The following is a 13038-nucleotide window of genomic DNA, read 5'->3' on the forward strand; positions in this document are numbered from 1 at the left end:
GCTAATATCGCTCTCGTCACTGCGGGACACGCTTTACTTTTGGTGCGCCAGAGATTTCTTTACTACCATATCCGATACGTTAGCGGTGCTGGGTTGGTCGAGTGGCGAATGCTAATGACGGCATTCGTTACGTATGGGACATGGTGCTCTGGCCCTTAGAGATACTTCTGTGATTTCTTAGCACCGTTTAGTGATATCTTTAGTGGATTTCATCCTATCAAAATCGTTACTTTCAGCGATTTTCTCGGCTATATTGGATTTGATCCAGCGAATTGGCTTCAATCAGGACTTTTTCGTCTGTATTGGTTTTTTTCACTGTATGATATACAGGATAGACATCCATCATATGGATTTCATGACAGAGTTACTGCAGAAATCCAATTTAGGATCATCCTGCGCGCTATAGCTCGAACCTCATTAGCCTCTCCAATGATTGAACAACAATGATACCGGCTTCCGATTTACGACCGTCAGGAATGGCTAAACCCTTCCGGTTTGTTTGGAAGGGTCGTCTGCGCCAGTAAAGCTGAGCGTGCTGTACTTACAACGAGTCCTCCCTGTGCAGAAGGAGGTTACTGGTGTGTAATTTCTTTACTGTTTCTGTCTATCCGTTCTCGATGTCTTGTTCTTCCTCATCAGGCACTTCTTCGGAGTAATCACAGGAAGGACACAGAAGCTTTACGCCGCTTCGGTTACGCTTCTCAACAAGCTTGGTCTCGCATTGCGGACAAGGCTTGTTGGTCGGTTTGTCCCAGGATACGTAATCGCAGCCCGGGTATTGATCGCAGCCGTAGAAGATACGTCCTTTTTTGCTGCGGCGCTCAATGATTTTTCCTTCTGCGCATTTCGGGCAAGTCACCCCGATGTCCTTAACGATCGGCTTCGTATTCCGGCAATCGGGGAAGCCCGAACAAGCCAGAAACTTGCCGAAACGTCCCATCTTGAACACCAAGTGACGTCCGCACTTCTCGCACAGCTCATCGGAAACCTCATCCTGAATTTCGATTTCCTTCATCTCGTCTTCGGCAACCTCAAGACGCTTCTCGAACGATTCATAGAAAGTGGAAAGCACCTTGACCCAGTCCTCCGTGCCTTCCTCTACATGGTCGAGATTGCCCTCCATATTCGCCGTAAATTCGGCATCGAGAATTTCCGGGAAAAATTCCTCCATCAGCTGAATGACTAGCTCGCCTAATTCCGTCGGAAAAAACTTCTTCTCTTCCATGGCCACATAGCCGCGTTTCTGAATCGTCTCAAGCGTTGGCGCATACGTACTTGGCCGTCCTATGCCCAGCTCCTCAAGCGTCTTCACAAGCCTTGCTTCCGAATATCTTGGAGGCGGCTGCGTGAAATGCTGCTTCGGCTCAATCGATTCCGATTGAATAACGTCGCCAACGACCAGCGGCGGCAAAAACTTATGCTCCTCCACCGTGCCGTCATCATTGCCTTCCACGTAAACCTTCATAAATCCGGCAAACTTCACTTTCGAGCCGGCAGCCCGAAAGACGGTATCACCTGATTGCATGTCTACGGTCATCGTATCCAAAACCGCCGATTGCATTTGACTTGAGACAAAACGCTCCCAAACCAGCTTATACAACCGGTGCTGATCCCGGCTCAAGAAAGGCTTCATCGATTCCGGGTCGCGTAATATCGACGTGGGACGGATCGCTTCATGCGCGTCTTGGGCGTTGCTGTTCTTTTTCGTATAAATGCGAGGCTGCTCCGGGAAGAAGGCCTCACCGTATTTGTCCGTTATATATTCTTTCGCTTCCTCTTGGGCAACGGGCGAAATCCGGGTCGAATCGGTTCTCATATAGGTAATCAAACCAACGGTACCCTCTTTGCCCAGCTCAACGCCTTCATACAGCTGCTGCGCCACAGACATGGTCTTCGATGCCCTGAAACCAAGCTTGCGGGCAGCCTCCTGCTGCAGGGAGCTTGTAATGAACGGCGGAGCAGGATGACGCATACGTTCCTTCTCTTTTACCTCAGACACGGTGAACTGGTTGTCCTTCATCGCTTGGAGCACTTCTTGAACTTCCGCTTCCTTGCCTAGTTCACGTTTATCCCCTTTCAAGGAATAATACTTTGCATCGAAAGGAATACCCGATTGTATCAGCTTAGCCGTAATCGACCAGTACTCTTCAGCCACGAAAGCGTCAATTTCATTATCGCGGTCGATAATAAGCTTCACAGCAACGGATTGCACGCGTCCGGCCGAAAGACCCTTCTTCACTTTTTTCCATAGCAGCGGACTGATCTTGTAGCCGACCAGCCGATCCAAAATACGACGGGCCTGCTGCGCATTTACGAGATCCATGTTTATTTTACGGGGCGTTTTAAACGCATCCTTCACCGCTTGCTTTGTTATTTCGTTAAAAACAACACGGCACGGGTCCTTCTCGTCCAGTTCCAGATAATGCGCCAAATGCCAAGCAATTGCTTCGCCTTCGCGATCCGGATCGGCTGCGAGAAAGACATGTTTCACTTTTTTGCTGGCATCCTTTAATTCCTTTAAGACGCTGCCTTTGCCGCGTATGGTTATGTATTTTGGATTAAAATCATTTTCAACCTCGACGCCGATCTGGCTTTTTGGCAAATCGCGAATATGGCCCATCGAAGCTTTAACGATATATTTGCTGCCTAAATATTTACCGATCGTCTTCGCTTTGGCCGGTGATTCGACGATAACTAATGAATCTGCCATGTGGGGCGCCTCCTCTCTGTACTGCAAACTATAATGCCATATATATCGACCCAGGCTGCAGTTCAATTTTTCGTTTTATACATAAATTTAGCAGAACTGAGTTCAAATGTCCAAACGGAATAGCTGACAACTCATGCAACTCATTAATGGATAAGGGCTGATCGCGTAAAAAAGCAATGATTTTTCTCTCTTCGTCGGTTAGTAAAGCTTCGTTTTTGGCCGGTTCGGATGATCCCGCCGCATCCATTCCCGCGTAAACGTCCAAAGCAGCCGGCAGCCAATTCAGCTCATCAATGATGTCGCTTACTCCGCTGATCAGCTTGGCTTCCCCTCTTTTAATCAGATCATTCGGTCCCTCGCTCTTCGGGGATGAGATCGGACCGGGAATGGCAAATAGCTCCCTGTTCATTTCCAGCGCATGCTGCGCCGTTATTAATGAACCGCTGCGCTTTGCCCCTTCCACAACAACGGTGCCTATCGTCAAGCCTGCAATGATTCGGTTTCGAAGAGGGAATTGTCCGGGATGCAGAGGCGTTCCGATCGGCGTCTCGGTTATGAGCAAGCCATGCTCGGCTATTTTATGAAACAAAGATAAATTTTCTGACGGATAACAGGTATCGATCGGCGTAGGTAATACGGCAATCGTGCCTCCCTTGCCGAACAGCGCGGCTTCATGCGCTTTACTATCGATCCCCCGGGCCAGCCCGCTGACGACGGTTAAGCCGGCGGCCGACAGCTCCTGAACAAGCTCGGTTGCGGAATGCCTCCCATACGCGGTTGGCACTCTTGTACCGACTACCGCGATACCGGGGCGCTGCAGCAGTTCCAGTCTGCCACGCGCATAAAGTACCCACGGCGGCTGCGCAATCTCCCTCAGCGCCCGCGGGTATTCAGGATCATAGGGCGTTAATACAACCGCATTAACCCTGCCTACAGATTCAGATAAACCCTCGGACTCTATCCATGGACGTCCGGTATTCCGTCCGACGATCGATTGGGCTTGGTTTTGCCGCAAACCAATCGCTAACAAGTCATCCAGACTCCAAAATGACTTCTGCCATAATTGATGATTTAACGCTTTATGGATCGCATGCCACCCAATGCCCGGTGTTTCATGTAAGGTGATGATCATTTGTCTGCGAATATCATGTATTGCTGTCATTTTATCCAACCCCTTCATGGATCGGGCTGGCCTGCATTCTTATCTATTGTGCGTTACACGGCATAAGAATGCAAGTCAACCGAATAAATTGTGACTAAAGAGAAAAAAAAAACAACCTCTCAATTCCCGTAACCGGGTCATTGAAAGGTTGCTTACCTTGTATAGGTTAATTTTATTATTTATGCGTGATGCATTTCGCAAGCAAGTCCTGCTCTTCCAGCACGCTTACCAGCGTAGAGCCCATTTCGGAAGGAGTTGGAGCCACTTTAATGCCGCATGCCTCAAGCGTTGCGATTTTCTCGGCAGCCGTACCTTTGCCGCCGGAAATAATGGCGCCGGCATGGCCCATACGTTTGCCCGGAGGCGCCGTTGCGCCGCCGATAAAGCCGACAACCGGCTTCTTCATGTTCGCTTTGATCCACTCAGCCGCTTCTTCCTCAGCCGTACCGCCGATTTCGCCGATCATAATAACGGCATAAGTATCCGGATCGTCGTTGAAACGGCTCAGGATGTCGATGAACTCGGAGCCCTTAACCGGATCGCCGCCGATACCGACTGCAGACGATTGGCCGATGCCGCGTGTCGTCAGCTGATGAACCGCTTCATAAGTCAATGTTCCGGAGCGCGAGATAACGCCGACATGGCCCGGGGTGTGAATATAGCCCGGCATAATGCCGATCTTGCACTCGCCAGGCGTAATAACGCCAGGGCAGTTCGGTCCGATCAACGTCGTTTTGCTGCCGTCCATGTAACGTTTTACTTTAACCATGTCGAGCACCGGAATGCCTTCCGTAATACAAATAACAAGATCAAGCTCGGCATCCACCGCTTCCATAATCGCATCCGCCGCGAAAGCAGGCGGTACGTAGATCACTGAAGCGTTAGCTCCTGTAGCCGCTACCGCTTGAGCAACCGTATTAAAAACGGGAAGGGATACAAGCGATCCGTTATCAAGAGTAATGTCAACGTTAGTGCCGCCTTTGCCCGGCGTCACGCCGCCAACCATTTGCGTACCGTATTCCAAAGCGCCTTTTGTATGGAACAAGCCAGTAGCGCCGGTAATGCCCTGCGTAATGACCTTTGTATCTTTATTGACCAAAATGCTCACTCTTAACTCACATCCCCTGAATGAATTCGTATGCGGGCGTCCCGCACAGCAAGTTATCTTATTTCACGAGAGCGACAATCTTCTGCGCGCCGTCCGCCATGGAATCCGCAGCCACAATGTTCAATCCCGATTCTTTCAAAATAGTTTTGCCGAGGTCCACGTTCGTGCCTTCAAGACGCACGACAAGCGGACGGTCAAGTCCAACCTGCTTCGCCGCTTCTACAACGCCGTTAGCAATAACATCGCAGCGCATTATGCCGCCGAAGATATTAACGAAGATGCCTTTAACCTTTTCATCGGACAAAATGATTTTGAATGCTTCCGTAACCTTCTCCGCCGTCGCACCGCCCCCTACATCAAGGAAGTTAGCCGGGTCGCCGCCGTAGTATTTGATAATATCCATCGTCGCCATCGCAAGGCCTGCACCGTTAACGAGACAGCCGATGTTGCCGTCAAGAGCGATGTAGCTGAGGTCGAATTTGGAAGCTTCGATTTCCTTCGCATCTTCTTCTTCCAGATCGCGCAGTTCGATGATATCTTTATGGCGATACAAAGCGTTGGAATCAAAGTTCAGCTTTGCATCAAGCGCGATGACCTGTCCGTCTCCGGTCACCACGAGCGGGTTAATTTCCGCAATCGAAGCATCCTTCTCTACGAAAGCCGTGTACAGCGAAATCATGAATTTTACCGCTTTGTTTACAAGCTCGCCCGGAATGTTAATCGAGTACGCCAATTTGCGGGCTTGGAAAGCTTGCAGTCCGACTGCCGGATCAACGATTTCTTTAAAAATTTTCTCCGGGGAGTGCTCGGCAACTTCCTCGATCTCCGTGCCGCCCTCTTCCGAAGCCATCATAACGACGCGGCCCGTACCGCGGTCGAGAACAACGCCGATATAATACTCCTTCTTAATATCGCAGCCTTGCTCGATCAGAAGGCGTTTTACTTCTTTGCCTTCAGGACCCGTTTGGTGCGTTACCAGCACTTTGCCGAGAATCTCGCTTGCATATGCGCGAACCTCGTCCAAATTTTTAGCTACTTTAACTCCGCCCGCTTTGCCGCGTCCGCCTGCGTGAATTTGCGCTTTCACGACAACGACCTTCGTTCCGAGCTCCTTAGCGGCTTCAACAGCTTCGTCGACGGAGAAGGCTACTTTACCTTCCGGTACGACTACGCCATACTGTTTAAGGACCGCTTTCCCTTGATACTCATGGATATTCATTGTTGAAATCCTCCATTTCACAGACTGAAATCAGTCATATGTACACAAACATTTATTATTGTAGCATCTTTCCCCGCTTGTTACCTTATTTTCATTCATAATTAATACGGCTTTTTTGATATGGGTTTCATCTCGTTTTGAGATTAAACGGTAATATCCCAATAAACTACGCCGATTATTATGTCCAAATGTCTTTTTTAATACGCCGGTCATGTATTAATAATTGACAAACGGCAAATTGCTGCACTATGATATTTTCAATAGCAAAAAGTTCGGATTGTGAGGAAGCACCTACATTCATAGATGGAGGTGTTTTTTGTCGTGTTCAGCTTAATTCACAGCGCAAGCGTATACGGCGTTGACGGTAAAAGAATTTCCGTAGAGGTGGATATTGCCAGCGGCCTTCCGCAAGTCAATATTGTAGGGCTTCCGGACCCGGCTGTCCGGGAATCGGTGGAACGAGTCAGAGCGGCGCTCAAGAACAGCGGTTTCACCTTCCCGATGGACCGTATCACGGTAAATCTGGCTCCCGCTGTGCTGCGCAAGGAGGGGACCTCCTTCGATTTAGCGATCGCTGCGGGTATTTTGACAGCGAGCGGACAAATTCATGCCGCACCGTTTCAACAAACGCTTCTGATCGGCGAACTGTCGCTCGACGGCAGCGTTCAACCCGTCACGGGCGTGCTCGCTATGCTCGAACAAGCGAAGCACTGCGGCTTCACCCGCGTGCTTCTGCCGTATGGCAACGTGAAGGAAGCCGCCTGGATTTCCGGAATGGAGCTGTTCGCGCTATCCCACTTGAAGGAGCTGAGCCCGGATTCCGCTAAGCAGAACGACTGGAATCACATTCGCGCGGCTTCAGACGATAACATGTACGAACAGAATGACCAAGACGGTCTTGCGGCAATGAGCCAACAAGAAGTCGGCGACTATAGAGATGTCATCGGACAGCATCAAGCGAAGCGAGCTATGCTGATCGCCGCCGCCGGCAAACATAACATTCTGTTGAATGGACCGCCGGGCACAGGAAAAACCATGATGATACGGCGACTGCCCAGCATCCTCCCGTTACTGAATGAACAGGAGGCGCTGGAGGTTACGAAAATTTACAGTGTCGCGGGAAAGCTGAACGACAGCTCTTCGGGCCTTATCAGATTTCCGCCGTTTCGCGCGCCGCATCATACGATATCGACTGGCGGGCTTATCGGCGGCGGCACTATTCCGAAGCCTGGCGAGGTGACGCTCGCCCATCGCGGCGTGCTCTTTCTTGATGAACTTCCCGAATTTCCCAGGCAAGTGCTGGAGGTTATGCGGCAGCCTCTTGAAGACCGCATCGTGACAATCTCCCGCTCCAAAGCCGTCTTTCAATTTCCGGCAAGCTTGATGCTGGCCGCTTCCTTTAATCCTTGTCCTTGCGGTTACCACGGCCACGAGTACGGCGATAAACGCTGTTCGTGCAGCTCGACGGTCATCAGCCGTTACCGCTCGAAAATCTCCGGACCGCTTCTTGACCGAATCGATCTTCATGTCGAGGTTCCGCGGCCCATTTCGCTTGATAACGCGAAGGTTGGCCCATCCCTCACCTCCGATCAAATGCGACAAATGGTTTTGGGAGCGAAGGCGTTTCAGCAAGCCCGCTTGGCAGACCATGGCGCTTTGTTCAATGGTGAATTATCCGGAGCGGTGCTTCGCAAAACGGTAAATATGAAGCCTGAAGCTTTAAACCTGCTCGAGAATGCGTTTAACGCGCTTGGGATCAGTATGCGGGCTTACGACCGGATTCTAAAGCTTTCCAGGACGATTGCGGATCTCGGCTCAAGCGATGCGGTTGAAGCGGAGCATGTTGCCGAAGCCATACAATACCGCAGCTTTGACAACCAGCAGCCGTAAGCCCAAGGTTCTGCTATCTTCGCCAATAACGAAGCGTCTGAGCATAGATTTACTCAGACACTTCGTTACTCTTATGAATTTCAAATCAAAACACGCTCTTATAATGCTTACAAGCTGCAATCGAGTCGTCTTGACGGTTGATCTCGATTGCAACGACGTCAAATTGAATGGAGATATCCGCTGCGGCCGTTCTGCTTTTCAAATAAACCTGCGCCGTTTCTCGTACCTGCTGCTGCTTGCGCCGGTCTACCGACTCGGCCGCAGTGCCGAATCTGCCGCCCGATCTGCGCGTCCGAACCTCAACGAATACAAGCCTGTTCTCATATTCTGCAATAATATCAATCTCTCCGCTGCGGCATCGCCAATTCCGTTCAATGATCCGATAGTTCGAATCCTGCAAGTACAGGCAAGCCGCAGCTTCGCCCAGCATCCCTGTCTGTCTGCGCGTTGAGACCCTGCTTAGCTTTCGTTCGTTTTCACTCATGCGCCATAACCCTCGCTCTTCGGTCAGACCGGTAAACAAAACTTAATATTTCAGCAACCAATGTATAAAGCTCGGGGGGAATTTCCTGGTCGATGTCCAGCTTCGAGAGCACTTCAACGAGCGATGAATCCTCCTGTACCGGGATACCGTTCTCCTTCGCCCGTTCGAGGATCAGATCCGCCAAATGCCCCTTTCCCTTTGCGATCATGACAGGAGCGGATAGTTCGCCCGGTTTATATTTGAGAGCGACCGCTTTTTTCATTTTTTTTGACTCGGGGGGAAACTCTTGTCGGCTGCTCATACCCGGTAATCGACTCCTTTATAGCGCGTAGATTCAAATTGTGACAAATCGGGAGGCTGCGGCGCTTTGGATGTCGCTGCGAAGACATTCTCCAGCACAGCGCTTTGGTTGGACGCCTTTGGAAGCGGAGTCGTACGCAACGAGAGCAGCTGATATCCTGCTTGCTGAAGGCTTCTTGCAATTTCGCCTTTCGAAGATTCAGTTAGCGCCGCGATCGCGGGATGGTCATTCCATAAGTTCAAGCTTACGATTTTGTCTGTTACATTGACGTCAACCATCGTATTCCCAAGCGTATGCATCGACAAATTGAATAATAATCGGCAGTTGGATGCATCCAGCTCCCCCTTGTGCCCCCGGCGAGTTTGAATATGGACAGATGCCGTTTGGTTCCCCTCTTGCCCGTGAATCGGGATAAACATCGTTACATGCGTCAGCAAGGAGCTGTTACGCTCGGGCGTTAACAGCAGCTGCTGTCCGGTTATTTGCTGGACGAGCTGCTGCGCCGTCTCTTTGACGGCAGCGGGAGCATTATCCGCGGCAATCAGCGAGAGCAAAGCGCTCTTTAACGATTCCGTCTGTTGGGCGGGCTGAAGGGGATCGGCACTCAAGCTTCCGTCAGCGCCGATCGGTTGCGTCCCGGTCAATGTTGCCGTACGGTCGATGTGATGCCTGACTTCCAGCAGCCTGACATGCTGTTCTTCTTGCCCTTCTGCCTTTCCTTGCACGAACGAGGTTTGTCCCGCTTTCGAATCAGCCGCATGCGCAGTAACCGCCTGCAAAGGAAACGCAGCCCTCGAACGATCCGCGGATCCCCCGGCTTCCGTTCCAGCTTCCGCTTGTGCAGCAGACTGCGCAGAAGAAAGGCTAATCGGTTGAGTCTCTTCCGCAGCCAACGCCTTCGTCAACCGCAGCTCATGATCCACGCCGAGCCATTTCATCATTTGTCCGAGCCAATGGGTTGAGCCCGCAGCCGCGGAACGCGCTGAGACCGACGTAATGGCAGGCTCAGTTGATCCATCGCCTGCGTTTGATAAAGGAGCTGCAGCTGCATTGGGCCTATCTGATTGCGAAGCGTTCATCCGATTCGGTTCGGCAGCTCCCGCATGCTTGCCGTTGCCTGCGTTTCCGACAGGGGCCTCGCTTCCAGCCGCCGCTGCTCTAAGCAGCGTCTCGCCGCCTGCAAGCAGCGCCAGAATCCGTGAAGCAGCCTTTGACTGCGTGTTCTGCCCGGCTTCACTCACCGGGTTCCCGCGGTTATCCATCAATTGCTGCTTCAGCGCATCGAGAAGCTCGTCCGTACTTCTGCCGAACATTACCTGGCGGAGAGCTCCTACGACGTTTTCCGTCATCGGAAGCCCTCTTTTATACGCCGCGGCAGAGGCCCTTATCCACTCCTCGTTATTCCCGCTGACAGGCATAGCAGAGGCGGCCTGCTGGAAGGCCTGCGCGACCTCGCGGCTCAGAATAACGCCTTCCCTGCGCAGATCCTTGACGATCTCAACCGCCCACTTTTGTTCGGGTAAGCCCAACTGCTTCGCCCATTCCTTAAACGTATCCTCAGGCAAACCTACAGCCCCGGGATCTACCTGCTTCAGCATAATAAGCGCCCCGCTCGATTGGGGCTGCACTTGAAGCATCGCCGTTTGTCCGGCCTGCAGCGGCAGCTCCAGCTTCGCTCTGACCTGAACGCCATTAATTTGCACGAGGGCTTCGTTGTTTTCCATGACCTGGAGGATGACGCCGCGGACGATTTGTCCCGGCCTTAGCTCCATAGCCCGCGCATCACCGCTTGACGGTTCGCCCAGGAAGCTTCTCATCATCTGATTTATATTCATCTCTATCTTCGCCTCCGTCGCCTGAGCGCATCACCCAAACCTTTATCCCTTATATCGGCTGTTACCTCCCATCCCTTAAGCCTCTTCCCCGGTAAACAAAAAAAATGCTCCATTCATTGTAGTAGAGGAATCTCCTCCTAACTCCTACAATCAATCGAGCATGCTTGTCATACGTTAAAATAGCTGCAGCTGCTCTTCAGGAAACAGCTTGCCGAGAAACGATTTGCGGTGAAGCGGACTCGGGCCGTTTGCCAGCAAACGTTCCCTGTGCAGCTTCGTTGCATAGCCTTTATGTATCGCAATCCCATATGCGGGATATTGCCGTTCCCATTCCTCTGCGCAAAGGCGGTCCCGCGTCACCTTAGCCACGATCGAAGCCGCCGCAATGGATTGGCTGGTCGCGTCCCCTTTAATAATGGAAAGCTGCGGAAGGCGCACGTCCACCTTCTCCGCGTCCACCAGCAAATAATCGGAAGGGATTTGCAGCGATTCTACGGCAAGCTTCATCGCCAGCCTGGAGGCCTGCTTAATATTAATCCGGTCTATCGTCTCCGCTGCGACGCGCGCAGCCGACCACGCCACGCATTCCCGCACAATGATATCGTAAAGCTGATCCCGTTTCTTCTCCGACAGCTTCTTCGAATCATCCACTCCGTCGATCACTAGGCCCGGCGGTAAAATAACGGCTGCGGCCACGACGTCGCCGAACAGACAGCCGCGGCCGACTTCATCTACACCAGCTATGGAAGTATAGCCCTCTTGCCATAATGATTGTTCATATTGCAGCAATTTTAAATCCCCCTTGCCCGATAATTAATAAGGAGGCGCTTCTAGCGTAATCCGGCCCAGCTTGCCCGCACGCAAATCGCGCAGAATAATGCCGGACGTTTTCTCCAAATCAACGCGGCCGCCGCTGACAAGACAGCCTCTGCGACGTCCGATGTCTTCCATGACGCGCACGATTTCATCGGAATCCGAAGCATCCTTAGGAGGCGTATCCACCTCATACCGCTCTGAGAGCGCAGGCCAGTACCTGTCAGCCAGCTCGCGCACGGCAAAAAACGCAATGTCATCGATATTCAGAATCTGCTCTCTGATGGAGCCGATCATCGCTAGCCGATAGCCGACGAGCTCATCTTCAAACTTCGGCCACAATATGCCCGGCGTATCAAGCAGCTCCATCTCTGTGCCGACCTTTATCCACTGCTGTCCTTTCGTAACGCCGGGTCGATCGCCCGTCAAAGCTATGTTGCGCCCGGCAAGGCGGTTGATCAGCGTCGATTTCCCGACGTTCGGTATGCCTACGATAAGTCCCCGGACGGCACGCGGGTTAATTCCTTTTGAAATTTGCCTCGCAATTTTCTCATGCAGTATTTGCTTTGCTTTTAACGGAATTTCGCCGACGCGGGTTCCTGTTGACGAATCGACCGAGACGCATTCATGACCCTCGTTCGTGAAATAAGCCATCCACTTTTCTGTCGTTCTGGGGTCGGCCAGATCCGATTTATTGAGCACGATTAAGCGGGGCTTGCCGCTCAAAATGTCCTCTATCATCGGATTTCGGCTCGAAAGCGGAAGCCGCGCATCCAACAGTTCGATGGCAAGATCGATTAGTTTCAGCTTGTCTTGTATTTGCCGTTTTGCTCTGGTCATATGACCAGGGAACCATTGAATGGTCATTTACTCACCTCATTTTGTCCAGTGCTTAATAAACTCCAGCTTGTCCAGCGGCCAAAAAATAATATCCGCGCGTCCGACCAATTCATCATCGTCTATAAATCCGATTGCGCGGCTGTCCGTGCTGTCGCTCCGATTGTCGCCCAACGCGAAAATATTGCCTTCAGGAACCGTCATCTCCGTAAATCTCGAGTTTGGATAGTTGTAATCCAACCCCACGCCGTTGTAAAGCTCGCCTCTAGCATGCGCAGCTTCTATCGCTTCCTTCAAATACGGCTCCTCGATTTTCTTTTCATTAATAAACAAATCGTCGCCTTCAAGCCTTATTGTATCGCCAGGCACGCCAATTACTCGCTTAATAAACTTTCTTCCCTGTTCGGGCACGTCGAATACGACGACTTCGCCAAATTTCGGCTCTCGGATCACGTAAAGGATTTTATTAACGATCAGCCTCTCGCCGGTCTCGAAATTAGGCTGCATGGAAGGCCCGTCCACGATAAACGGCGAAAACAGAAATTGGCGGATAAGAAAGACAAGAACGACCGCGATGACCAGCGCCTTAATCCATTCCACGATTTCCTTATAAGCGCCGCTCTGCTTTCTCGAGCCGGTAGAATGAGTAACTGCACGTTCCGGAATTTGCTGCTGATTG

General features: G+C 51.5%; 11 protein-coding genes. 1 reads left to right on the forward strand and 10 read right to left on the reverse strand.

Features of this window, described 5'->3' with window-relative positions; all coding sequences use genetic code 11:
- Positions 1-604: 604 nt before the first annotated feature.
- The 4 genes from topA to sucC form a co-directional block, all read right to left on the reverse strand.
- Positions 605-2710: a type I DNA topoisomerase gene (gene topA, locus H581_RS0116890; protein ID WP_028611049.1), complete on the reverse strand. Its 2106-nt coding sequence runs from the start codon at positions 2708-2710 to the stop codon at positions 605-607.
- A 28-nt stretch (positions 2711-2738) separates the two neighbouring features.
- On the reverse strand, positions 2739-3872 hold the full coding sequence (dprA, locus tag H581_RS0116895; RefSeq protein ID WP_028611050.1) for a DNA-processing protein DprA: 1134 nt from the start codon (positions 3870-3872) through the stop codon (positions 2739-2741).
- Positions 3873-4047: 175 nt separating this feature from the next.
- Positions 4048-4980, reverse strand: a complete 933-nt coding sequence (sucD, locus tag H581_RS0116900; protein ID WP_028611051.1) for a succinate--CoA ligase subunit alpha — start codon at positions 4978-4980, stop codon at positions 4048-4050.
- Between the two features lie 58 nt (positions 4981-5038).
- A complete protein-coding gene (sucC, locus tag H581_RS0116905; RefSeq protein ID WP_028611052.1) occupies positions 5039-6199 on the reverse strand; it encodes an ADP-forming succinate--CoA ligase subunit beta in 1161 nt (386 codons plus the stop codon).
- A gap of 321 nt (positions 6200-6520) precedes the next feature.
- Here sucC and H581_RS0116910 point away from each other — a divergent pair, with 321 nt between their 5' ends.
- Positions 6521-8089: a YifB family Mg chelatase-like AAA ATPase gene (locus H581_RS0116910; RefSeq protein WP_028611053.1), complete on the forward strand. Its 1569-nt coding sequence runs from the start codon at positions 6521-6523 to the stop codon at positions 8087-8089.
- 85 nt (positions 8090-8174) lie between these two features.
- Here the strand turns inward: H581_RS0116910 and H581_RS0116915 are convergent, their stop codons facing one another.
- The 6 genes from H581_RS0116915 to lepB form a co-directional block, all read right to left on the reverse strand.
- Positions 8175-8573: a YraN family protein gene (locus tag H581_RS0116915; protein ID WP_028611054.1), complete on the reverse strand. Its 399-nt coding sequence runs from the start codon at positions 8571-8573 to the stop codon at positions 8175-8177.
- Positions 8566-8874 carry an EscU/YscU/HrcU family type III secretion system export apparatus switch protein gene (locus tag H581_RS0116920; RefSeq protein ID WP_028611055.1) on the reverse strand — a complete coding sequence of 103 codons (309 nt, stop codon included), beginning with the start codon at positions 8872-8874 and terminating at the stop codon, positions 8566-8568. Before H581_RS0116920 ends, H581_RS0116915 begins: the two co-directional genes overlap by 8 nt.
- Complete coding sequence (locus H581_RS0116925; protein WP_028611056.1) at positions 8871-10709, reverse strand: hypothetical protein; 1839 nt, start codon at positions 10707-10709, stop codon at positions 8871-8873. The genes H581_RS0116920 and H581_RS0116925 overlap by 4 nt, the downstream gene beginning before the upstream one ends.
- Before the next feature lie 174 nt (positions 10710-10883).
- Positions 10884-11498: a ribonuclease HII gene (locus H581_RS0116930; RefSeq protein ID WP_028611057.1), complete on the reverse strand. Its 615-nt coding sequence runs from the start codon at positions 11496-11498 to the stop codon at positions 10884-10886.
- A 24-nt stretch (positions 11499-11522) separates the two neighbouring features.
- The gene (gene ylqF / locus H581_RS0116935) at positions 11523-12389 is read right to left on the reverse strand and encodes a ribosome biogenesis GTPase YlqF (RefSeq protein ID WP_028611058.1); all 867 of its coding nucleotides are present in this window, start codon (positions 12387-12389) and stop codon (positions 11523-11525) included.
- A gap of 9 nt (positions 12390-12398) precedes the next feature.
- Positions 12399-13025 carry a signal peptidase I gene (gene lepB, locus H581_RS0116940; RefSeq protein ID WP_028611059.1) on the reverse strand — a complete coding sequence of 209 codons (627 nt, stop codon included), beginning with the start codon at positions 13023-13025 and terminating at the stop codon, positions 12399-12401.
- Positions 13026-13038: the final 13 nt, after the last annotated feature.

The organism is Paenibacillus harenae DSM 16969, assembly GCF_000422465.1.
Lineage (GTDB): Bacteria > Bacillota > Bacilli > Paenibacillales > Paenibacillaceae > Pristimantibacillus > Pristimantibacillus harenae.

Bases quoted from the DNA above. Each gene is read 5' to 3' on its own strand.
- dprA (WP_028611050.1), bottom strand. From the start codon at position 3,872: ATGACAGCAATACATGATATTCGCAGACAAATGATCATCACCTTACAT.
- H581_RS0116925 (WP_028611056.1), bottom strand. From the start codon at position 10,709: ATGAATATAAATCAGATGATGAGAAGCTTCCTGGGCGAACCGTCAAGC.
- sucC (WP_028611052.1), bottom strand. From the start codon at position 6,199: ATGAATATCCATGAGTATCAAGGGAAAGCGGTCCTTAAACAGTATGGC.
- ylqF (WP_028611058.1), bottom strand. From the start codon at position 12,389: ATGACCATTCAATGGTTCCCTGGTCATATGACCAGAGCAAAACGGCAA.
- topA (WP_028611049.1), bottom strand. From the start codon at position 2,710: ATGGCAGATTCATTAGTTATCGTCGAATCACCGGCCAAAGCGAAGACG.
- H581_RS0116915 (WP_028611054.1), bottom strand. From the start codon at position 8,573: ATGAGTGAAAACGAACGAAAGCTAAGCAGGGTCTCAACGCGCAGACAG.
- H581_RS0116920 (WP_028611055.1), bottom strand. From the start codon at position 8,874: ATGAGCAGCCGACAAGAGTTTCCCCCCGAGTCAAAAAAAATGAAAAAA.